The organism is Blastococcus sp. HT6-30, from assembly GCF_039729015.1.
Taxonomy (GTDB): domain Bacteria; phylum Actinomycetota; class Actinomycetes; order Mycobacteriales; family Geodermatophilaceae; genus Blastococcus.
Map to the genome: position 1 here is coordinate 698,438 of NZ_CP155792.1, position 19,562 is coordinate 717,999.

The window sequence follows — 19,562 nt, forward strand, 5'->3', positions numbered from 1 at the left end:
GCTACGTCCGGTCGAGCAGCGCCGGCAGCTGGTCGAACAGGGCGTGGGTGAAGCTGACCAGCTCGGCGAGCACCCAGTTCCCGGTCACCAGCAGGGCGATGGAGACGGCGATCATCTTCGGGACGAAGGAGAGCGTGGCCTCCTGGATCTGCGTCGCCGCCTGGAACAGCGAGATCAGGAAGCCGACGAGCAGCGCGGTCAGCAGGATGGGCGCGGCGACCTTCGCGGCGACCATCATGGTCTGCGCGGCGATCTCCGTGACATCGGCGTCACTCACGGCTACCCCACCCCCCCGTAGGAACCCACCAGCGCGGTGGTGATCAGCGCCCAGCCGTCGACGACGACGAAGAGCAGCAGCTTGAAGGGCAGCGACACGATGGTCGGCGGGACCATCATCATGCCGAGCGCCATGAGCGCGGCGCTGACGAGCATGTCGAGGACCAGGAACGGGATGAAGATGACCAGCCCGATGATGAACGCGCTCTTCAGCTCCGAGAGCACGAACGCCGGGATCAGCGTCGTCATGCTGACCTGCGTCGCATCGGCCGGGGCCTCCTCGCCCGACAGCCCGATCATCAGCTTCAGCTCGTCCTCGCGGGTGTTGTCCAGCAGGAACTCGCGCAGGGGCACGACGCCCGCGTCGTAGGCCTGCGACACCGACATCGCGCCGTCCATGTACGGCTGGACGGCGAGTGCGTTGATGTCGGAGAACACCGGGCCCATCACGAACAGCGTGAGGAACAGGGCGATGCCGGTGAGCACCTGGTTCGGCGGCGAGGTCGCCATGCCGAGCGCATTCCGGGTGAGCCCCAGGACCACGATGATCTTGGTGAACGACGTGGCCAGCAGCAGCACCGAGGGCGCGACCGACAGCACGGTGATCGCCAGGATCAGGGTGATGGAGCTGCTCGGCGAGCCGTCGCCGATGGAGATGTCCACGGTCCCGTCGACCACCGGGGCGACGGGCGCGGTGGGGTCGGTGGGCGCCGTCGGTGCGGCCGACGCCGGGCCGGCGAGCAGGACCGCCGCCACGGCGACGACCAGCAGCGCCAGCAGCACGACGGCGGCACGATGCCGGGTCGCGCGGCCGGTGGCCGGTCGCGGCAGCGGGCGCACGAGGGCCGTCATGACCGGCGGACCGTCCGCTCCCGCAGCTCGGCGACCAGCGTGCCCCAGCCCTGGCGGTCCAGCACCGACCCGGCCAGGACGCCCTCGGCGGAGGAGCGGGCGGCGGGCACCGGGGTCGCCGGTGCGTCGTCGGCGTCGGCCGGCCCGTCGGCGGCGCGCAGCCGGGCGGGTGCGCGCCGCTCGCCGAGCGCGGCCTCCACGGCGTCGCCGTCGACCTCGGCGAGCAGCGTGACCTGCTCCTCGGTGGCGCCGATGACCAGGACGACGTCGGCGATGCGCACCACGTTCACCGAGCTGGTGCGGCCCATGCGCTGCCGGGCCACGACCTCGATGAGGCCGTTGCCCTGGCCGAGCCCCTTCTTCTTGGCCAGCCGGGCGGCGAACCACAGCACGCCGCCGATCAGGGCCAGCGACAGGAACAGCCGGATGATCATCCAGGTCACGAGGCCTGGGCTCCCAGCTCTGCGGCGTCGGTGACGATCTCGCTGATCCGCAGCCCGAAGTCCTCGTCGACGACGACCACCTCGCCGCGGGCGATCAGTGTGCCGTTGACCAGCAGGTCGGCGGGGGCGCTGGCGGCGCGGTCGAGCTCCACGACCTCGCCGGGGTGCAGCGAGAGCAGCTCCTGCACGGTCATCCGGGTCCGCCCGATCTCGACGGTGACCTCCATGGCCACGTGCCGGAGCAGCTCGATGCTGCCGCGTTGGTCACGGGTGGCCGGAAGGGTGACCTGGAGGGCCAGGGTCGCCTGGTGCTCGCCGTCGGCCAGGAGCGGGACGGCGACGAACATGCCCTTGTCGCGCAGCCCGTCGAGCGCGGCCACCGGCTCCTCGGTCCGCTCGGAGGCGACCCGCACCCGGCCGAGGGTCGCCGCGGCCGCCTCCAGGGCGGGGCGCAGCGCGGAGGCGACGTCCATCTGCCCGACGGGGGAGTGCTGCAGGGCGTCGACGACCTCACCGGAGATCACCAGGACGACGTCGCCGGACACCTCGCCGGACAGGCCCGCGGTCACCGCGATCGCCGCGGCCGGGGGGAGGGGCACGGTGTCCGGGTCGCTGACCGGGGCGCCGGCGGTGAGCACGGAGGTCGAGGGGACCAGGGCTGCGGCCGCGCGGGCGGCCGCGGCGACGACCGACGTGACGGTCTGGGAGTCCTGCGAGTCGGTGCGGAGCGCGGTCATGCGGAGTCCTTCGCGGCGTGCGGAGCGTGCGGGGTGGGGACGATCGAGGCGGCGAGTCGCCGCCGGTGGTTGCTGGCGATCGCGTAGGCGAACGTCACGTCGTTGGTCGTGACCTCCAGCGGGCTGTCCCGCGGATGGCGGAGCAGCAGCACGTCGTCGACGGCGAGGGAGAGCAGGTCGGAGGAGGAGACGGTGAGCGGGGCGAAGCGCACGCTCACGTCGACCGGCACGAGGTTCAGCCGTGCGACCAGCGCTTCACGGGCGCGCTGCCGCTTGCGCAGAGCCGACTCCGACAGCTGCGGGGACGCCGCGTTGTTCAGCGCCTGGGCGAAGGAGGAGAACGGGAGCACGAGCGTCGCCTCGCCCTCCCGGCTGCCGACGGCCATGGCGAAGGTGGCGACCATGACGGTGTCCGAGCCGGCGGCCGCCTGGGCGAGCTGGGGGTTGTACTCGCGCCCGAGGAGCACCGGCTGGACGCCGGTGATCGACGACAGCGAGGTGGCGAACTCGTCCAGCAGCCGATCGAGCAGATGGTTGGTGATGGTGGTCTCCATCGCCGTCATCGGCCGGTTGGGCTGGGCGGCGTTGCCCGAGCCACCGAGCATGTGGTCCAGCATCGCCATCGCGATGTCGAGGGGGAACGCCAGGAGCCCCTTGCCGGCCAGCGGCTCCATGCTGAACGTCGTGATGAAGCTGGGATCGGGCAGCGTCCCGATGTAGTCGTCGTAGGAGAACTGCTCGATGCCGCCCAGCTCCAGGCGGGCGCCGGTGCGGAGCAACGTCGTGAGGATCGTCGTCGCCTGGCGGGCGAAGGCCTCCTGGGCGATCTGCATGACCCGCACGTGCTCGCGGGAGAGCTTCGTCGGGCGGCGGAAGTCGTAGGTGCGCGGCTCCCCGCGGCGGCTGCGGCCGCCCGGGCCGGCGGCAGCCGGGGCCGGCGCGGCGGCCGGGGCCGGTCCGGTCTCGGGGGTGGTCACGCAACCCCTCATCGGCGGGGACCACGGGCACCCTGACCGGTCGGCCGGGGGACGCCGTGCCGCCCGGGGGGTGCGGTACGGGTGGGGCGGGTGATGCCGCATTCCGGTGCCCTCCGTGACCGAAGGGCACCGCTGAGTGGTCGGACGGGCGCTACTGCGTCACGTACTCCGTGTAGTACGGCGCATTCTCAGTACTCACCAGCGCCTCCTCCGATCACACCCGGTCGGCGGGGGACAATGTGCGCTGAGTGGTAGCTCCAGGGGCTGAAAGCCCCACTCAGCGCACATTGCCCAGCTGACTCAGCCCGACCGGGTCGAGGATCCGAACTTCGACGGACGAGAGCGGCACGACGGCGGCACCCATGATGTCGGTGTTCACATCGAGCCACATCGGGCGCGCCTCGCTCGCCGTCAGCGTCATCGGCGCCAGGTGTTCGGACTCGAAGACGTCACGCGAGACCCAGACCACGACGACCTGCGAACCATCCGGACCCTGTCGGGTTTGCAACGTGACAGGGGCCGCGCCTCGCCCGGTGGCGGGTAGTGGTCGCCAGCTCTTGGTGACCGGTCGACGAGGCGTCCATCCACCTTCGTCGGCTATGCATTGCTGGTAAGGCCGGAGAACTCGGGGATTAGCGAAACTGTTCGTCGCGTTTCACTGGGTTACGTACTCGGTGTAGTAGATGCCCATGACGGCCTTGACGTCGTGGTCGGTGTAGGCCTCGATGATCTTCGCCTGCAGCGACTCCTTGAGCGCCTCGCGGGCACCGGTCACGTCCCGCGGGTCTGCCTGTGAGAACGTCGAGATGATCAGGTCCATGGCCTTGGAGCCGTCCGGCCCGCCACCACCGTGACCGCCACCCGCGGCGCCGTCCTCGGTCAGCTCCAGGGCCACGCCGATCTTCAGGTAGCCGCCACCGGCGAGGTTGACCGCCACCGGGTCCAGCGCGAGGAACGTGCCGCTGGACACCGGCTCCTCCTCCGCCTCGGCCTTGCCCGAGCCGGCGAACAGGAAGAAGTAGGCGGCGCCCGCCCCGGCGAGCACGGCGACGGCCAGCACGAGGAGAAGCTTCTTCTTCCCGCTCTTGGCCTCGGTCTCCTCGCCCTCGGCGGGGGCGTTCTTGTCCTGCTTGCTCATTCGGGATCTCCCTGGTTGGCGGCGTCGATGCCCGGCAGGAGGGCGTTGGCCTCCGCCGAGGCGGTGGACAGGACGACGACGTCGACCCGCCGGTTGACGGTGACGGCGTTCGGGTCCGCCTCGGGCACCAGCGGCCGGGTCGAGGAGTAGCCGGTGGCCGACATCCGCGGCTGCGGGACGCCCTCGGCGGCCAGGTACCGCAGGACGGTGGTGGCGCGATACGTCGACAGCTCCCAGTTCGAGGGCCACGGGCCGCCCCGGGTGACCGGCAGGTGGTTGGTGTGCCCCTCGACCCCGAGCTCGTTGGGCAGCCCGGCGACGGCGGGCGCGACGGCGGCGAGGATGGCGCGGCCATCGGGCCGCAGCGCCGCCTCCTCGGCGTCGAAGAGCACCTGGTCGGCCACGATGTGCACGACGAGGCCGCGCTCGTCGATCTCGTAGCGCGCGGCGCCGGCGTAGCCGGCCGCGGCGAGCGCCGCCTCGATCCGGTCGCGGGCCGCGGCGAGCTCGGCGTACGCCTGCTGCGCCTCGGCGGCGACCCGCTCGGCGCGCTCGGCCGCCGCCTGGGCCGCGGCCTGGTCGACCTGCGCCTGCTGCACCGTCGGGTCCGGCGGGATGGCGGAGGCGATGTCGATCACGGCCGGCAGCCCATCGAGCACCGAACCCTCGGGGGTGGAGCTGGGCTGCACGGTGATCGGGGTGCCCAGCGTCTGCGCCAGGCCCTTGGCCAGGGCGGCGAACTTGGCCTGGTCGACCTGGCTCATGGCGAAGAGCACCACGAAGAGCACGAACAGCAGCGTCATCATGTCCGCGTAGGACACCATCCACCGCTCGTGGTTCTCGTGCTCCTCCTCCTCGTGCTTCTTGCCGCGGCGCCGGACGCGCCCGGCGCTCACGACCCGGTCCGGGCGGTTCCGGGCGTGCTCACGCGGCTTCCTTGGCGACCGAGCCCGGCGGCACGAGGGAGGTCAGCTTCAGCCGGACGGCGCGCGGGCTGGTACCGGCCTGGATCTCGGTGATGCCCTCGACGAGCAGCTCCATCTGGGCGGCCTGCAGCTCGCTGACCCGCATGATCTTGGCGCCCATCGGCAGGAACCAGAAGTTGGCGGCCATGACGCCCCACAGGGTGGCGACGAACGCCGCGGCGATCATCGGGCCCAGCGCCTCGGGGTTGCTGAGGCTCCCCATCACGTTCATCAGGCCGACGATGCAGCCGACGATGCCGATGGTCGGCGCGTAGCCGCCCATCGTGGTCATGAACTTGGCGGCGACCTTGTCCTCGGACTTCTTGGCGGCGATCTCGCTCTCGAGGACCGCGCGCAGCTCCTCGGGGTCGGTGCCGTCGATGGCCATCTGCAGGCCGCGTCGCAGGAACGGCTCCTCGATCGCCTTGGCCTGGGCCTCCAGCGCCAGCAGGCCTTCCTTGCGGGCCTTCTCCGCGAGCGTCACCAGGATCCGGATCTGGTCGGTCGGCGGCGCCACCTTGGCCGGCATCACCGCCATCGTGAACCAGGCGGGCAGCTTCTTGATGTCGTCCATCGTCTGCCCGGACATCGCCGCACCGAACGTGGCGACGATGACCAGGATGATCGCCGGGAGGAAGATCAGCGACGTCGGGTCGGCGCCCTCCATGACCATGAAGGCGAGGAGGGCGACGAGCGAGACGCCGAAGCCGATGAGGGTGGCCGGATCCACGGATCAGCGCTCCTCTCGGACGGGGAACGGCACGACCGACGAACCGCTGACCTGCTGCCCGGGGATGTGCCGGCGGTAGGTTCCCCGGTCCATCGCGTAGGAGATGGCGAGGATGCCGGCGCGGTGCTCGCGGATCTCCTGGAGGACCTCGTCCACGCTCTCCCGAACCACGTACTTCGTGCCGTCCACCAGGAAGGCCACCGTGTCCGGGTGGCCCTCGACCCTTTCGATCAGGTCGGGGTTGAGCGCGAACTGGTCGCCGTTCAGGCGCGTCACTCGGATCACGGGGTCGGTCCTCTTGCTCGGTGGGGCCCGTGCAACGGGCGGCACTGTTCTCATCGGTCCCGGGACGGGCTTCCTTGAGCCGAAAGGTCCTGGCCGGGGGCGTGGCACGGACGGCCCGGTCACCCGTCCGGGTGATCGGGCCGTCGGCCTTCCGCCTCCCTCCCGCCCGGTTCCCGGCGTGCGGTCGACGGGGAGGGAGGGAGGTCCCGCATCAGCGCTTGAGGTTGACCAGGTCCTGCAGCAGCTCGTCGGACGCGGTGATCACCCGGCTGTTCGCCTGGAAGCCGCGCTGGGCGATGATCAATCCGGTGAACTCCTCGCTGAGGTCCACGTTGGACATCTCCAGCGCGCCCGACATCAGTTCGCCGCGGCCTCCGACGCCCGCCTGGCCGATGTTCGCCAGCCCGGAGTTCACGCCCACGCGGAAGGCCGAGTTGCCGGCCTTCTCCAGCCCGCTCGGGTTGTTGAAGGAGGCGAGGGCCAGCCGGCCGAGCGGCTGGCGCAGGCCGTTGGAGTAGACCCCCATGATCGTTCCGTCGTTGCCGAGCGAGAAGGACTGCAGGGAGCCCAGCGCGTAGCCGTCCTGCTCGGGGGCGGTGACCTCGCTCGAGCCGGCGAACTGGCTGATCTCGGCCAGGTCCACGGCCACCGGGCCGGGCCAGCCGGCGGCGGCGGGGTCGAACGCGATCCCGCCGGCGGGTGCGGTCATGGCGCCGGCGACGTCGAAGGTCACGGTGCCGTCGAAGGCGGTGCCGTCGGCGTGGGTCAGCGCCAGCGCCGCGCCGCCGGCGTTCTGCACGGTCACGTTCCAGGTGTCGGCGGCGGTCTTGCTGAGGGTGTAGGTGACCCGCTGCTCGACGCCCTGGGCGTCGTACATCTTGGTCGGGGCCTGCACGAAGGAGCCGATCGGCGCGGCCGCGTTGAGGTTGCCCTCCAGCCGGCCGGTCGTGGTGGCCGACGGGTTGACGATCTGGCCGTAGGGCACGGACAGGTTCTGGATCGGGCCGTTGGGGTTGATGGCGCCGTTCGCGTCGGCCACCCAACCCTGCAGGATCGAGCCGTCGGGGGTGACCAGCTTGCCGGTGGCGTCGAAGTCGAAGGAGCCGGCCCGGGTGAACAGCTGCTGCCCGCCCGCCCCCGCGACGACGAAGAAGCCGTCGCCCTCGATCATGAAGTCGGTGGACCGCCCGGTGGACTGCGCCGCACCGTTGGTCCAGTTGGTGGTGATCCCGGCCAGTTTGACGCCGAGGCCGATCTGCGCGGGGTTGGTGCCGCCGCGGTCCTCGGCAGGCTGACCGCCGGCGCGCACCGCCTGGGAGAGCGTGTCCTGGAAGACCGTGGCGCTGCTCTTGAAGCCGACGGTGTTGACGTTGGCGATGTTGTTGCCGGTGACGTCCATCTTCGTCTGGTGGGCACGCAGACCGGAGATGGCGGAGAACATGGAGCGGAGCATCGGGGATCTCCTCCGGGTGGGGTCTCGGGGTGGGGGAGCGCGGGTCGGCGCGGGGTCGGGGGAGGCGTCAGCGGGTGCCGACGTCGGTGATCCGGCCGACGGGCACGGCGACGCCGCCGATCGTGGCCTCCGCCTCGGCCCTGTCGGTGGCCAGGCGGACGGAGCTGACGACGCCGGTCTTCGAGACGCCCGTCGAGTCGGTGTAGGTGACGGTCTGGCCGACCATCGCGCCCGCGCTGCTGGAGCGCTGGAGCGCCAGCATCGAGGCGTTCTGCTTGGCGATCTCCTCGAGCTTCTCCACCTGGCTGAACGTCGCCGTCTGGGCCATCAGCTGGTTGGTGTCAGCCGGGTTGCCCGGGTCCTGGTACTTCATCTGGGCGACCAGCAGCTTGAGGAAGGTGTCCTTGCCCATCTGGTCCCCCCGGTCCACGGTGCCCGTGGCCGAGTAGGTCGCGGCGGCGCTGGTGGCCCCGCTCACTGCGTCCGGCATCGGTGGGTGGCTCCTTCTCTCAGGCGAGCACGTCCACGCCGGACGACGTGGATCGGGCGCGGGGCTGGTTCGGTCGCCCCTCTCCGCTATCGGCAGTCCGCCCCCCGGACCGGAAGCGCTCGCCGCTCCCGTCCTGCGCGGAACCACGGTCGCCGGACCCCTGCTGCGCCTGCTGCTCCGCGGCGTGCCGGGCCAGCCAGGAGCCGCCGGCGTCCGGGTCGACCTCGACCCGCGACGGGCTCAGACCGGCGGACTCCAGGTCGCGGCGGAGCTCGGGGAGGGCGTCCAGGAGCGCGGCGCGGCCCAGCTCGTGGGCACCGCGCAGGGTGAGGTCGAGGCTGCCCTGGTTGACGGTCACCTTGACCTCGACCGGGCCGAGGTTCTCGGGGGTGAGCACCAGCGTCATCGTGTGCGAGCCGTCGCCGGCTCCGCTGAGCATCGCCACCTGCCGGGCGACCTGGCCGGACACCGGGAGCGAGGCGCCCGCCCCGGTGGCCGGGGCGGCGTCCGCCGCAGCCGCAGCGGCGGACGCCGTGACGGGCGCCGGAACGGTGCCGACCGGGGACGTGACCGGTGCCGCCGGCCCAGGGGCCGTCTCCGCGGTGGTCTGCGTCCCCGGCACGGACGTGAATGGGGCGTCCTGGCGCGGCTCGCCGTCACCGGGTCCGCCGGACCCCGGCGGCGTGGACCCCGCAGGGGGGACCGGAACCGGCGCGCCGGCGGGCGTGCCCGCACCCGCCGGCTGCGGACCGGCGGTCTCTTCGGTGCCGGCCGGGGTCGCGGTCGCGGCGGCGACGGTGACCACGGGCGGCGGCACCGCGGCCGTCGTCCCGGTGGCCGGCGCGCCGGCGGGAGTCGGTACGTCGCCCGCTGCCGCGCCGAGCGCGCCGGTCGCTGGGGCGGGCACGGCCTCGACGGCCGCTGCTGCCTCGGCCGCGAGCACCGGGGGGACCGGCCCGGCCGGCACAGCCCCCGCCGGGAGGACACCGGGCAGCGCGGCGGTCGCCGGCTCCGCGGAGACCGGTCCGCCGGCCGCCGGGGTGGCGGTCGTGGCCAGGGCCAGCGCCCACAGCGCGGCGGCCACGCCGGCCGCGGCGGTGTCGACGACGGGGATCGTCCCCTCCTCCGGGAGCTCGCCGTCCTCACCCGCCGCCGGCCCGCCGGAGGACTGCCGGCCGCCGCCGGCCGTGGCGTCGCGGAGCCCGCCCCGGCCACCGGCCAGGGCGCCGTCCAGGGCCGACGCGAAGGGCGCCGCGCTGTCGGTGGACCCGCCGGACGACGTCGTCGACGCGGCGCGCGCGGCCGGGGCGGTGGTGGTCACGGGAGCTGTCATCGGTAGGCCTCTGCCTTGCTCATCACGGAGCGGACGTAGTTCTCGGTCTCCGGGTAGGGCGGGATGCCCCCGTAGCGGCTGACCGTGCCGGGGCCGGAGTTGTACGCCGCCAGGGCCAGCTCGGTGGAGCCGAACTGCCGGGTCAGGCTGCTGAGGTACGTCGCGGCCCCGTCGATCGCCGAGGCGGGGTCGAGCGGGTCGACGCCCAGGCCCCGGGCGGTCGCCGGCATGAACTGCATCAGGCCCTGCGCGCCGGCCGGGGAGACGGCCGAGGAGTTGAAGCCGGACTCCTGCTGGGCGACAGCGGCGAGCAGCGGTGCGTCGATGCCGTGCTTGCTCGCGGCGCGCGTGAACAGGTCGGCGTAGGGCACCCCGGCCAGCGTGCCGCCGCCCGCCGGCGCCGCCGTGGCACCCGTCGGCTCGGCGAGCACCCGGCGGATCACCGTGGGGGTGCCGACCGCCTGCACCTTGACCGTCTCGCCGGCCTGGGGCGCGGCGATCATCTGGCCGTTGCCGAGGTAGATGCCCACGTGGTCGATCCCCGCACGGGACGAGGAGTTGTCGAAGAAGACCAGGTCGCCCGGGCGGGCCGCGGCGAGGGAGGCGACGGCCTTGCCGGTGGTCGCCTGCTGGGAGGAGGTCCGCGGCAGCTCGATGCCCAGGTCGCCGAAGACCCGCTGGGTGAAGCCGGAGCAGTCCAGCCCCTTGCTCGGGTCGGTGCCGCCCCACAGGTACGGGACGCCGAGGTACTTCTGGGCCTGGGCGACCACGGCGCTCTCCGATGCGGTGCCCGCTGCGGCCGGCCAGGTGCTGACCGACGAGGTGCCGGTCAGGCCGGCGGCGCCGGCGGCCGACGCCCAGGCCGCGGCCGACGCGGTGGTGGCGGCCGGCCGGAACCGGGCCTGGATCTCGAAGATCCGGGCCTGGACCGCACTCACTCCGTCCATGCCGTCCCCCTCGTGGTGTCGGTGCACCGGCCCGCCCGGCCGGTGACCAGGTCGTCGGTGGCGCGCTCCTCGGCGACGTCGGCGGCGTGCTGCAGGGCGGCGCGGTGGCGCTCGGCGAGGCGTTCCAGCCCCTTGGTGCGCTGGGCGGCGGCGGTCCACTCCGCGCGCACGGCCTCGGCCTGCTCGGCCTGCGCCGTGGCCAGCGCCCGGGCGTCGGCGGCGTCGGTGGCGGCCGTGCGCAGCAGCACCATGGCCGCGACGAAGGAGCCGGCCGGGAGCGACGGCGGCAGCACCGCGGCGGTCAGGGCCGTCTCGTGCTCGGTGGCCCGCCGGTCGGCGTCGGCGGCCACGCTCGCGGCCGCGGCGGCCGCGGCTGCCGCGGCGCGCTCCTCGGTGCGGCGCAGCTGGAGCACCGGCTGCAACCGGAAGGCCACGTGCTTCATCCGCCCCTCACGATCCGCTGCAGCCACGCCCACGCCTCGGCCGGCGAGGTCGACTCGCCCAGCGGCTGCTGCAGGAACGCGTCGATGCCGGGCGCCAGCTGCCGGGCACGGTCGACCAGCGGGTCGCTGCCGGCCTGGTAGGCGCCGATCTCGATGAGCTCGCGGACGTCGCGCAGCGCCCCCATGAGCCGGCGGATCTCCCGGGCGTCGGCCATCTGCGCCGGCGGCACCACGGCGCCGGCGACGCGGGAGATCGACTCCAGCACGTCGATGGCGGGGAAGTGCCCGGTCGTGGCCAGCTTGCGGGTGAGCACGATGTGCCCGTCGAGGATCGAGCGGGCGGTGTCGGCGATCGGCTCGTTGTGGTCGTCGCCCTCGACCAGGACGGTGTAGAGACCGGTGATCGAGCCGGTCGCGCCGGTGCCGGCCTTCTCCAGCAGCTGCGGCATCATCGCGAAGACGCTCGGCGGGTAGCCCCGGGTCGCGGGCGGCTCCCCGGCGGAGAGCCCGACCTCGCGCTGGGCCATCGCCGTGCGGGTGATGGAGTCCATCAGCAGCAGCACGTCGCGGCCCTCGTCGCGGAACGCCTCAGCGATGCGGGTGGCGACGAAGGCGGCCTTCAGCCGCACCAGCGGCGGCTCGTCCGAGGTGGCGACGACGACGACCGTGCGGGCCATGCCCTCCGGGCCGAGGTTCTCCTCGATGAACTCGCGCACCTCGCGGCCACGCTCGCCGATCAGCCCGATGACCCGGACGTCGGCGTCGGTCCCGCGGGTGATCTGGGCGAGCAGGCTGGACTTGCCGACGCCCGAGCCGGCGAAGATGCCGAGGCGCTGGCCCTTGCCGCAGGGGACCAGGGTGTCCAGCGCGCGGACGCCGAAGGTGAGCGGCTCCTGCACGCGGGCGCGGGAGAGCGCGTGCGGGGTCTGCGTCTCCAGGTCGACCCAGGACACCCGGCTGCCCAGCGGCGGACCGCCGTCCACCGGCCGGCCCAGGCCGTCCAGGACGCGGCCGAGCAGCGCCTCGCCCACCGGCACCTGCAGCGGGCGACCGGTGGCGCGCACCGGCGCGCCGGCGTGCACGCCGGAGAGCCCGCCGAGCGGCATGCAGGTGAGCCGGTCCCGGCCGACGGCGACGACCTCGGCCAGCAGCGGACGGCCGGCGGGGTCGATCTCGACCAGGTCGCCGACGGCGGCGCTGACGCCGTCGACGCTGAGGGTCAGGCCCATGGCGCCGGTGACGGTGCCGGTCACCTGCGGGCGGGCGGCGGCGCGGGCGCGCTCGAGGACCGCGGGGGAGACGCTCACGAGCCGAGCACCGCCTGCACGCGGGCCAGCGCCGTGCCCAGCTGGGCGTCGATCCGGCGGGGACCGGACTCGGCGATCGCGCCGGCCCGCTCCACGGCCAGGTCGGCGACGACGCGCACGCTGTCCGGCAGCTCCGCGAGCGCGTCGGCGGGCACCTCGGCCAGGTCGTCGGGGTGCAGGCGCACGACCGTCGGCGCGTCGGCGGGGCAGAAGGACAGCGCCCGGCGGACGGCGTCCATGACCGGGTCGGTCGCCAGGGCCAGCTCCCGGCCGAGGATCTCCTCGACCAGGGTCAGCACCGTGCCGACGATCGAGTCGCGGATGTCGTCGGCCACCGGGCGGACGGTCTCCTCCAGCTGCCGGGCCGCCGCGCCCAGCGCGGCGGTCGCGGACACCAGGCGGCGCTCCCACCGCGCCTGGACCTCGGCGAGCCGTTGCTCGGCGGCGCGCTCGGCCTCGGCGACGACGGCGTCCGCGGCCAGCAGGCCCTCGGCGTGACCGGCGGCGAAGCCCTCGGTGCGGGCCTGCGCCCGCAGCCGGGCGAGCTCCTCGGCGTAGACGTCGCCGAGCCGGAACGACGGCTTGCTGCCGGCGACCGGCTGGTCCTCGGCGCGGCGCACGCGCGTCCGGCGCTCGACCGGCGAGGGCTGGAACGGGATGGCGGGGGAGGGGGCCGCGGCCACCGCGGTCACCGGTGCCGCCGTCCGAGCCGTGGGCACGGCCGCGGCGGTACCGCGCTCGGCCGCGACCTCCCGGTAGGGACGGGCGAGCGCGGCGGAGCCACCGCGCAGGATGGCGCCCTCCCGGGGAGGCCGGTGGCCGCCGGGGGCGTCGTCACGCGACGAACTCATCGTCCCCGCCGCGGCTGATGGTCAGGACGCCCTGCTCCTCGAGGGTGCGGATGACCGCGACGACCTTGGCCTGCGCCTCCTCGACGGTGCGGGTGCGCACCGGGCCGAGCAGCTCGATCTCCTCGGTGAGGTTCTCGGCGGCGCGCTCGGAGAGGTTCCGCTTGATCTTGTCCTGGACGTCGGGCCGCACGCCCTTGAGCGCGGTGGCCAGGTCGTTGGCCTCCACCTCGCGCAGCACCAGCTGCAGGGAGCGGTCGTCGATGGTGACGATGTCCTCGAAGACGAACATCTGCGCCCGGACGGCCTCAGCCAGCTCGGGGTCGCTGGTGTCCAGCCACTCGAGGATGGAGCGCTCGGTCGGCCGCGGGGAACGGTTGATGATCTCGACGAGGGTCTCGACACCGCCCACGGTGGTCATGTCCTGGTGCGCCAGGATCGAGCCCATCCGGCGGCCGAGCTCCTCCTCCACCAGCCGCACCATCTCCGGTGACGTGCGGTCCATGGTGGCGATGCGGTGGGCGACCTCGGCCTGCTGCTCCGGCGCGAAGCCGGTGAGCACCTCGGCGGACTGGGCGGCCGTCAGGTGGGCGAGCACCAGCGCGGTGACCTGCGGGTGCTCGTCCTTGAGGAAGGTGACCAGCTGGCGGACGTCGGCGTTGCGCAGCGAGGCGAACGGCACCTCGGTGTAGACGACGTTGAGCCGGGACAGGATGCCCTCGGCCTGGTCCTGGCCCAGGCCCGCGGCGAGGATCTCGCGGGCGAACTCGACGCCGCCGCGGCCGATGAACTGCTGCGCGGTCATCAGGTGGTGGAACTCGCGCATGACGCCGTCGACGTCGTCGAGCTCCACCGAGCCGAGCTTCATCAGCTCGCGGGTGAGCGCCTCGACCTCGCGGGGGCGCAGCTGGGCGAGCAGGACGCCGGCCTCCTCCTTGGTCATCTGGGCGAGGAAGACGGCGGCCTTGCGCAGGCCGGGCATCTCCGGCCGCGGGGGGACGGCGACGGCCGCGCCGGGCACCGTCGGGATGCTCGCGAGGGTCATGGCTTCGTCTCGCTCAGCCAGCCGCGCAGCATGGCCGCGACCTCGTCGGGACGTTCGCTGACCATCGTCGAGATCTCCCCTCGCACCTTCGCCCGTTGGACGGCTTCCAGCTCCAGGACGGCCTCGTCGGGCTCGATCTCGTGCCGGGTGCTGGCCACCCGCAGGCGGTCGAGCTCGGCGAGCACGTCGTCGTCGAGCTCGAGTGGCTCGTAGTCCTCCTCGTCCTCGACCTGGCGGCGCGAGCGCAGCCAGACGACGAGGACCACCAGGGCGATGCCCGCGGCGATGCCGCCGGTGCGGATCATCGACCACATCTGCTCGCTGGCCTCGGCCTCGCGGGCCGCCTCCATCGCCGCGGCGGCGTTCTCCGCGGCGGTGGCGTCGAAGGGCAGCGAGGCGACCGTGATGTCGTCGCCGCGGGCCTCGTCGAGGCCGACGGCGGTGACCATGAGCTGGGTCATCTGCTGCTGGTTGAGGTTGCCGGCGACCGCGTCGTCCATGACGACGGAGACGGTGAGCCGGTTCAGCTCGCCGGGGGCGCCCTGCACGACCTCGGTGGTCTCCCCGACGGCGTTGTTCGCCGTCGTGGACTCCTTGTTGTAGGTGGAGTCGCCGCCGCCGACGACCTCCGCGGCGTCGGGCATGTTCTCCGGGCCCAGGACGCCGCCGACCGGGGCGCCGCCACCGGTGTACTCCTCGGTGGTGATCTGCTCCGAGATCGGCGGGGTGCCCTCGTCGAACGTGTAGGTCTTCGAGGTGGTGCTGCGCTCGGAGAGGTCGACGTCGGCGCGCACCGAGACGACGGAGCGGCCCGGGCCGACGACCGAGTCGAGGATCTTCTGGGCGCTGGCCGACAGGCGGTTCTCGTACTCCTGCTCCACCTGCGAGCGGGCGTCGCCGGCGGCGGCGGTCACGCCCGTGCCGGCGGCCGAGAGGACCTGACCGGTCGAGTCGGCGACGGTGACCTGGTCGGGGTCCATGTCTCGGATGCTGGCGGAGACCAGGTTGGTGACCGCCTGGATCTGCTCGCCGGAGAGGGTGGTGCCCGGCGTCAGGTCGAGCAGGACCGATGCGGTCGGCTCGGCCTTGTCGCTCACGAAGACCTCGTCCTCGGGCAGGGCGACGTGCACGACGGCGGAGTTGACGCCCGCCAGCGCCTTCAGCGTGTTGGCCAGCTCGCCCTCCAGGGCGCGCTGGTAGGTGACCTGCTGCTGGAACTCGCTGGTGGTGATGCCCTGCTCGTCGAGCAGCGCGTAGCCGGTGTCCTGGCCGGCGGGCAGGCCCTTGCCGCTCATGCTCAGCCGCAGGTCGTAGACGGCGTCCTTGGCGACCATGATCGTGCCGCCGCCGTCGGACAGCTCGTAGGCGATGCCCTGGGCGTTGAGCTCGTCGACGATCGCCGAGGCGTCGGCGGCGGCGAGGTTGGAGAACAGCGGGGCCTGGGTGGGCGTGGTGATCCAGCTGTAGAAGAAGACCCCGCCGAGGGCCAGCCCGGCGAGCAGCAGACCGATGACGACCCTCTGCCCGAGACTGATCGTGTCCATCGTGGAGCGGGCACGCTCGAGCGTCCCGGCGAGCGCGGACTGCATCAGATCTGCATCCTCATGATCTCGTTGAACGCCGCGACGGCCTGGTTCTTGATCGTCACGACCATCTCGGTGGCCACGCCCGACTCAGCGCTGGCGATCATGTAGTCGTGCACGTCCCTCAGGTCGCCGGTGGCGGCCTGCACGGCCAGGTCCGAGGTCACCGACTGGGTGGCCTGGAGCCTGTCGAAGGTGGACGCCAGGACGGCGGCGAAGCCGTCGGCACCCTCGGTGGCGGGCGTGCCGCGGGTGCTGCCGGCGACGCCGGAGACCGCGCCGACACCGACGGGCGGGATGCCGCCGAGCGGGATCGTCATCAGCGCTTCCCGAGCTGGAGGGCCGCCTGGTAGGCGTTCGTGGCCCGCTCGACGACGGCGAGGTTCGCCTGGTAGCCGCGCTGCGCCATCATCATGTGGGTCATCTGGTCGCCCAGGTCGATGTCGGGGTACCTGACGTAGCCCTCGGCGTCGGCGAGCGGGTGGTCGGGCTCGTGGACCAGCCGGCCCTCGGGGTCGCCGAACTCCGCGCGGGCCACCCGCACGCCGCCCTCGCCGGTCCCGTAGTCCACGGCCTGCGCGACGACGAGCCGCGCCTGGAAGGCGTCCTCGTCGGTGCGCCGGACCGTATTGATGTTGGCGATGTTGTCGGCGGCGGCGTCGAGCCACTTCCGGTGCGTCATCAGCCCGGACTGGGAGATGCTCAGAGCGTGGAACGTGCTCATGTCAGGACGTCCTCAGTGCCGTGCGCATCGAGTTGTACTTCCCGTCGAGCGCGTTGAGCGCCAGCTGGTAGCGAAGGCCGGTCTCGGTGGCGATGACCGTCTCCGCGTCGAGGTTGACGTTGTTGCCGTTGGTGTTGGTCGGCTCCAGCGAGCGCGCGGTGGTGCCGCCCGAGATCGCCGGGGTGGACCCGCTGCTGACGGCCCCGCGCAGCGACGACTCGAAATCCGTGCGCCCGGCCAGGAAGCCGGGGGTGTTGACGTTCGCGATGTTGTCGGCGGTGACACGCTGCCGCTTCGCGAGCCCGGCGAGGGCTGCGTGCAGGACCGTCGAGGTGGCGTCGCCGATCATCAGGCGGCTCGCCGACGGGTGGAGCAGGACACGATCGACCTCCGGGTACGCGGAAGACACTCGCGAACGAGTGCTGGGCCGCCGATCCGTGGCGAAGGTGGTGCTCTCCGTGCACAAGCCTCATCGGCACGGCTGGGTGGTGACCTGACCGCGCTCTCGCGACTGGAGGGATGGCAGTGACCGTACGGGGCTGTGGTGACGACTGTGACGACCGAGAGGTTCCGGGCGCGCACGTCCAGTGACCGACGCCCCCGGACGCACGACGGCCGGTCACCGCGGTGGGCGGTGACCGGCCGAAAGGCTCGGGGGTATGAGTGGTGTCAGTTCACAGGGCCCGGTCGACGAAGGAGGCGACGGGCCGGATCGGGCCGTAGGACATGCGGGCCGCGACGTCACGCTGCTTCTGCGACTGGGTGATCCGCTCGATGAGCTGCTCGGCCACCTCGAGTTGGTGCTGCAGCAGGCTGGCGGCCCGCTCGCGCAGGTCAGCAGGGATGGGACCGAGCTGGGCAGGGGGGACCCAGTCCTCGGCGCGCTGGCCCCACGCCGCGATCTCTTCGGTGCGTCCGCGGGCCAGGGTGTGCTCCACGGCGAGGACGTCACCCTCGAGATCGGACAGCGCCTGCTGCCAGTCCGACGGCGGGCGATGGCGATCGCTGCCGCCGCTGGACCCGCGGCCGTCGGAGGGCGGTGGGTGGGGGCGGTACTCGAGGTCCGCCGACGCGGTACCGCGCACCGGGCCGACGGCGGTCATGACGAGCTTGTCGCCAGACTGATCGCGGCCTGCCGCCACGCGTCACGCAGCGGCTCGACGACCTGTCGGCAGGCCGAGATGCGATTCGCATCGAGCTTGACGTTGGCCTGGACGAGCTCGCCGATCAGCCAGTTGTAGAGGGCAGCCAGTCGCGGACCGCCCTCCCAGACGTCCACCTGCAGGCCGGACAGCAGCTCGAGCACGATCTCCTGAGCGTGCTGCAGCTGCTCGTTCGCCTCCTGGCGTTCGCCAGCCGCCACCGCCTTCTGCGCCCGCTCGAGGTCCAGGGCGAGGCGGTCGTAGAGCATCACGAGGATCCGCTGCGGCGAGGCGGTGGCGACGGTGTCCCCCATGTAGCGGGCACGGAGGGAGGTGGCACTCACGGGTGAACTCCTGGAGTAGTGAGTCGGGTCAGGACGAGGTCGGGAGGGACGAGAGCTGTCCGGCCAGCCAGTTGGACTGCTGCTGCATGCTGCTCAGCGCGGTCTCCATCGCGGTGAACTGGCGGGTGAGGGTCGCGCGCCGCAACTCCAGGCGGCGGTCCCAGGCATCGATGCTGTCCTGGATGTCGTCGGCCTGGCTGTCGCGGCTCTTCGCCAGGGTGGTCAACGTGCCGGTCGTGGTGTCGGTCGCGAGCTGCGCCAGGTCCATCAGCCGTTGCACCGCACCTGGGGCGCCGTCGTCCGCCGTGTCCGCCACCTTGTCGGGGCCCGGTCCGGTGGGGGTGCCGACGAACAAGGACTGCACGAGGGCCGGGTCGTCGGCAAGCGCGGTCAGGAACTTCTCCCTGTCGAACTCGATGCTGCCGCCGTTGCGGGCCAGTTCGAGGCCGGCAGCGGCGGGGGAGCCGTGCGTGCCGACGCCGTAGGACACGGCGCCCAGCACCTGGCCGGCCAGCCGGCCCAGGGAGCTGTCGCCCTTCAGCGTGGCCGCCGGGCCTCCGGTGGGGTTGGTGGCGACCTTGATCGAGGCCAGCGCGGCGTTCGCCGCGTCCACGAGTGCCTGGACCTTGTCGGCGACCGCGCCGGGGTCGGAGGCGACGTTGACGGTGACCGGAACGCCCTTCTCCGCCTTGTTGACGGTGATGGTTGCGCCGGGCATCAGTCCCTCGAAGGTGTTCGTGGGGGAGGTGACCGTGTAGGCGCTGGCGGTGGTGCCGACCTTCAGCGCCGCGTCGGTGCCCGTGGTGATCTCGGTGAAGGCGCTCCCCAGCCCGAACTTCGTCTCCGCGCCGGAGGACGTCGCCGTCACCTGGAGCTGGTACTTGCCCGGGGCCACCTGGACGGCGGTCGCGCTCAGCCCGTAGTTGCTGGCGTTGATGGCGCTGACCGCGTCGGCGAGGGTGCCGGTGCCGCCGACGCTGATCACCTTCGGCTTGCCGTCGGCGTCCACGGCGGGGGTCACGTTGTCGGCCTGGTACACCGTGAGCTCGGTGAAGCCGGCCGGGTCCTTCGTGTTCGTCCACGCCGTTCCGTTGCTCACCACCGAGTGGCTGGCCGCGACGCTCTCCACGCTGAACGTCAGGGAGCCCGGCTGCGGGGCGACGCCGAGGGCGACGGCGACGCCGGCCGCGGTGCTCGTGGCCTTGGCCGAGCTCCACGTCGCCGGCTTGAGCACCGTCTCGGCGGCCGCGCGCAGGGCGTCGAACTTCGTGTTCAGGGACCGGTAGCCGGCGGCGGCTGCCTCGGTGGCGCTCAGCCGGGTCTGCAGCGCAGTCTGCGGCGCGCCCTCCGCCTTGATCAGCGCGTTGATCAGGCTGGTCGTGTCCAGCCCGGAGGCCAGGCCGTCGACGCTCATGCCTGCCATGTCGGATCTCCTGTCTCGGGCCGGGCGGGTCGTTCGGGTGCCGGGGTGCCAGTGAGGGGGGAGGCCGGCCGGCCTCC

Annotated in this window: 25 protein-coding genes; all 25 read right to left on the reverse strand. The window is 72.9% G+C overall.

Annotated elements, in window-relative coordinates; all coding sequences use genetic code 11:
- Position 1: 1 nt before the first annotated feature.
- The 25 genes from fliQ to fliD all read right to left on the reverse strand — a co-directional run bounded on the left by fliQ (position 2) and on the right by fliD (position 19,485).
- Positions 2 to 277, reverse strand: coding sequence for a flagellar biosynthesis protein FliQ (gene fliQ / locus ABC795_RS03245; protein ID WP_347059457.1), 276 nt, complete (start codon positions 275 to 277; stop codon positions 2 to 4).
- A gap of 2 nt (positions 278 to 279) precedes the next feature.
- Positions 280 to 1,128, reverse strand: a complete 849-nt coding sequence (gene fliP, locus ABC795_RS03250; protein WP_347059458.1) for a flagellar type III secretion system pore protein FliP — start codon at positions 1,126 to 1,128, stop codon at positions 280 to 282.
- Entirely contained in the window at positions 1,125 to 1,562 is a 438-nt protein-coding gene (locus ABC795_RS03255; RefSeq protein WP_347060676.1) for a flagellar biosynthetic protein FliO, read from the reverse strand. Before ABC795_RS03255 ends, fliP begins: the two co-directional genes overlap by 4 nt.
- 5 nt (positions 1,563 to 1,567) lie before the next feature.
- The gene (gene fliN / locus ABC795_RS03260) at positions 1,568 to 2,308 is read right to left on the reverse strand and encodes a flagellar motor switch protein FliN (RefSeq protein ID WP_347059459.1); all 741 of its coding nucleotides are present in this window, start codon (positions 2,306 to 2,308) and stop codon (positions 1,568 to 1,570) included.
- Entirely contained in the window at positions 2,305 to 3,285 is a 981-nt protein-coding gene (locus tag ABC795_RS03265) for a flagellar motor switch protein FliM (protein ID WP_347059460.1), read from the reverse strand. Before ABC795_RS03265 ends, fliN begins: the two co-directional genes overlap by 4 nt.
- A gap of 277 nt (positions 3,286 to 3,562) precedes the next feature.
- On the reverse strand, positions 3,563 to 3,754 hold the full coding sequence (locus ABC795_RS03270; RefSeq protein ID WP_347059461.1) for a hypothetical protein: 192 nt from the start codon (positions 3,752 to 3,754) through the stop codon (positions 3,563 to 3,565).
- A 186-nt stretch (positions 3,755 to 3,940) separates the two neighbouring features.
- Positions 3,941 to 4,423 carry a flagellar basal body-associated FliL family protein gene (locus tag ABC795_RS03275; protein WP_347059462.1) on the reverse strand — a complete coding sequence of 161 codons (483 nt, stop codon included), beginning with the start codon at positions 4,421 to 4,423 and terminating at the stop codon, positions 3,941 to 3,943.
- Positions 4,420 to 5,319 carry a flagellar motor protein MotB gene (locus tag ABC795_RS03280; RefSeq protein WP_347059463.1) on the reverse strand — a complete coding sequence of 300 codons (900 nt, stop codon included), beginning with the start codon at positions 5,317 to 5,319 and terminating at the stop codon, positions 4,420 to 4,422. The genes ABC795_RS03275 and ABC795_RS03280 overlap by 4 nt, the downstream gene beginning before the upstream one ends.
- Positions 5,320 to 5,347: 28 nt before the next feature.
- Positions 5,348 to 6,118, reverse strand: a complete 771-nt coding sequence (locus ABC795_RS03285; RefSeq protein ID WP_347059464.1) for a MotA/TolQ/ExbB proton channel family protein — start codon at positions 6,116 to 6,118, stop codon at positions 5,348 to 5,350.
- 3 nt (positions 6,119 to 6,121) lie between these two features.
- Positions 6,122 to 6,403, reverse strand: coding sequence for a flagellar FlbD family protein (locus tag ABC795_RS03290; RefSeq protein ID WP_347059465.1), 282 nt, complete (start codon positions 6,401 to 6,403; stop codon positions 6,122 to 6,124).
- 211 nt (positions 6,404 to 6,614) lie between these two features.
- Positions 6,615 to 7,856: a flagellar hook protein FlgE gene (locus tag ABC795_RS03295; protein ID WP_347059466.1), complete on the reverse strand. Its 1,242-nt coding sequence runs from the start codon at positions 7,854 to 7,856 to the stop codon at positions 6,615 to 6,617.
- 67 nt (positions 7,857 to 7,923) lie between these two features.
- Complete coding sequence (locus ABC795_RS03300; protein ID WP_347059467.1) at positions 7,924 to 8,346, reverse strand: flagellar hook capping FlgD N-terminal domain-containing protein; 423 nt, start codon at positions 8,344 to 8,346, stop codon at positions 7,924 to 7,926.
- A gap of 19 nt (positions 8,347 to 8,365) precedes the next feature.
- A complete protein-coding gene (locus ABC795_RS03305; protein WP_347059468.1) occupies positions 8,366 to 9,667 on the reverse strand; it encodes a flagellar hook-length control protein FliK in 1,302 nt (433 codons plus the stop codon).
- Positions 9,668 to 9,675: 8 nt separating this feature from the next.
- Positions 9,676 to 10,626: a transglycosylase SLT domain-containing protein gene (locus ABC795_RS03310; RefSeq protein ID WP_347059469.1), complete on the reverse strand. Its 951-nt coding sequence runs from the start codon at positions 10,624 to 10,626 to the stop codon at positions 9,676 to 9,678.
- On the reverse strand, positions 10,614 to 11,096 hold the full coding sequence (locus tag ABC795_RS03315) for a flagellar FliJ family protein (RefSeq protein WP_347059470.1): 483 nt from the start codon (positions 11,094 to 11,096) through the stop codon (positions 10,614 to 10,616). The genes ABC795_RS03310 and ABC795_RS03315 overlap by 13 nt, the downstream gene beginning before the upstream one ends.
- Entirely contained in the window at positions 11,066 to 12,376 is a 1,311-nt protein-coding gene (locus ABC795_RS03320; protein WP_347059471.1) for a FliI/YscN family ATPase, read from the reverse strand. The genes ABC795_RS03315 and ABC795_RS03320 overlap by 31 nt, the downstream gene beginning before the upstream one ends.
- Complete coding sequence (locus ABC795_RS03325) at positions 12,373 to 13,227, reverse strand: FliH/SctL family protein (protein ID WP_347059472.1); 855 nt, start codon at positions 13,225 to 13,227, stop codon at positions 12,373 to 12,375. Before ABC795_RS03325 ends, ABC795_RS03320 begins: the two co-directional genes overlap by 4 nt.
- Positions 13,211 to 14,269: a flagellar motor switch protein FliG gene (fliG, locus tag ABC795_RS03330; protein ID WP_347059473.1), complete on the reverse strand. Its 1,059-nt coding sequence runs from the start codon at positions 14,267 to 14,269 to the stop codon at positions 13,211 to 13,213. Before fliG ends, ABC795_RS03325 begins: the two co-directional genes overlap by 17 nt.
- The gene (gene fliF, locus ABC795_RS03335) at positions 14,266 to 15,858 is read right to left on the reverse strand and encodes a flagellar basal-body MS-ring/collar protein FliF (RefSeq protein WP_347059474.1); all 1,593 of its coding nucleotides are present in this window, start codon (positions 15,856 to 15,858) and stop codon (positions 14,266 to 14,268) included. Before fliF ends, fliG begins: the two co-directional genes overlap by 4 nt.
- The gene (locus tag ABC795_RS03340) at positions 15,858 to 16,172 is read right to left on the reverse strand and encodes a flagellar hook-basal body complex protein FliE (RefSeq protein ID WP_347059475.1); all 315 of its coding nucleotides are present in this window, start codon (positions 16,170 to 16,172) and stop codon (positions 15,858 to 15,860) included. Before ABC795_RS03340 ends, fliF begins: the two co-directional genes overlap by 1 nt.
- Positions 16,172 to 16,576, reverse strand: a complete 405-nt coding sequence (locus ABC795_RS03345; protein WP_347059476.1) for a flagellar basal body rod C-terminal domain-containing protein — start codon at positions 16,574 to 16,576, stop codon at positions 16,172 to 16,174. The genes ABC795_RS03340 and ABC795_RS03345 overlap by 1 nt, the downstream gene beginning before the upstream one ends.
- Position 16,577: 1 nt before the next feature.
- The gene (locus ABC795_RS03350) at positions 16,578 to 16,925 is read right to left on the reverse strand and encodes a flagellar basal body protein (RefSeq protein ID WP_347059477.1); all 348 of its coding nucleotides are present in this window, start codon (positions 16,923 to 16,925) and stop codon (positions 16,578 to 16,580) included.
- 325 nt (positions 16,926 to 17,250) lie between these two features.
- Positions 17,251 to 17,679 (reverse strand): hypothetical protein, encoded by a 429-nt coding sequence (locus tag ABC795_RS03355; protein ID WP_347059478.1) that lies wholly within the window; start codon positions 17,677 to 17,679, stop codon positions 17,251 to 17,253.
- Positions 17,676 to 18,062: a flagellar export chaperone FliS gene (gene fliS, locus ABC795_RS03360; protein WP_347059479.1), complete on the reverse strand. Its 387-nt coding sequence runs from the start codon at positions 18,060 to 18,062 to the stop codon at positions 17,676 to 17,678. Before fliS ends, ABC795_RS03355 begins: the two co-directional genes overlap by 4 nt.
- Positions 18,063 to 18,090: 28 nt before the next feature.
- On the reverse strand, positions 18,091 to 19,485 hold the full coding sequence (fliD, locus tag ABC795_RS03365; RefSeq protein ID WP_347059480.1) for a flagellar filament capping protein FliD: 1,395 nt from the start codon (positions 19,483 to 19,485) through the stop codon (positions 18,091 to 18,093).
- Positions 19,486 to 19,562: the final 77 nt, after the last annotated feature.

What these genes read in the sequence shown, in the direction of transcription:
- fliN (WP_347059459.1), bottom strand. Translation starts at nt 2,308, where the DNA reads ATGACCGCGCTCCGCACCGACTCGCAGGACTCCCAGACCGTCACGTCG.
- ABC795_RS03275 (WP_347059462.1), bottom strand. Translation starts at nt 4,423, where the DNA reads ATGAGCAAGCAGGACAAGAACGCCCCCGCCGAGGGCGAGGAGACCGAG.
- fliD (WP_347059480.1), bottom strand. Translation starts at nt 19,485, where the DNA reads ATGGCAGGCATGAGCGTCGACGGCCTGGCCTCCGGGCTGGACACGACC.
- ABC795_RS03295 (WP_347059466.1), bottom strand. Translation starts at nt 7,856, where the DNA reads ATGCTCCGCTCCATGTTCTCCGCCATCTCCGGTCTGCGTGCCCACCAG.
- ABC795_RS03255 (WP_347060676.1), bottom strand. Translation starts at nt 1,562, where the DNA reads ATGATCATCCGGCTGTTCCTGTCGCTGGCCCTGATCGGCGGCGTGCTG.
- fliF (WP_347059474.1), bottom strand. Translation starts at nt 15,858, where the DNA reads ATGCAGTCCGCGCTCGCCGGGACGCTCGAGCGTGCCCGCTCCACGATG.
- ABC795_RS03345 (WP_347059476.1), bottom strand. Translation starts at nt 16,576, where the DNA reads ATGAGCACGTTCCACGCTCTGAGCATCTCCCAGTCCGGGCTGATGACG.
- ABC795_RS03300 (WP_347059467.1), bottom strand. Translation starts at nt 8,346, where the DNA reads ATGCCGGACGCAGTGAGCGGGGCCACCAGCGCCGCCGCGACCTACTCG.
- fliG (WP_347059473.1), bottom strand. Translation starts at nt 14,269, where the DNA reads ATGACCCTCGCGAGCATCCCGACGGTGCCCGGCGCGGCCGTCGCCGTC.
- ABC795_RS03325 (WP_347059472.1), bottom strand. Translation starts at nt 13,227, where the DNA reads ATGAGTTCGTCGCGTGACGACGCCCCCGGCGGCCACCGGCCTCCCCGG.
- ABC795_RS03350 (WP_347059477.1), bottom strand. Translation starts at nt 16,925, where the DNA reads ATGATCGGCGACGCCACCTCGACGGTCCTGCACGCAGCCCTCGCCGGG.
- ABC795_RS03310 (WP_347059469.1), bottom strand. Translation starts at nt 10,626, where the DNA reads ATGGACGGAGTGAGTGCGGTCCAGGCCCGGATCTTCGAGATCCAGGCC.
- ABC795_RS03355 (WP_347059478.1), bottom strand. Translation starts at nt 17,679, where the DNA reads ATGACCGCCGTCGGCCCGGTGCGCGGTACCGCGTCGGCGGACCTCGAG.
- ABC795_RS03340 (WP_347059475.1), bottom strand. Translation starts at nt 16,172, where the DNA reads ATGACGATCCCGCTCGGCGGCATCCCGCCCGTCGGTGTCGGCGCGGTC.
- fliP (WP_347059458.1), bottom strand. Translation starts at nt 1,128, where the DNA reads ATGACGGCCCTCGTGCGCCCGCTGCCGCGACCGGCCACCGGCCGCGCG.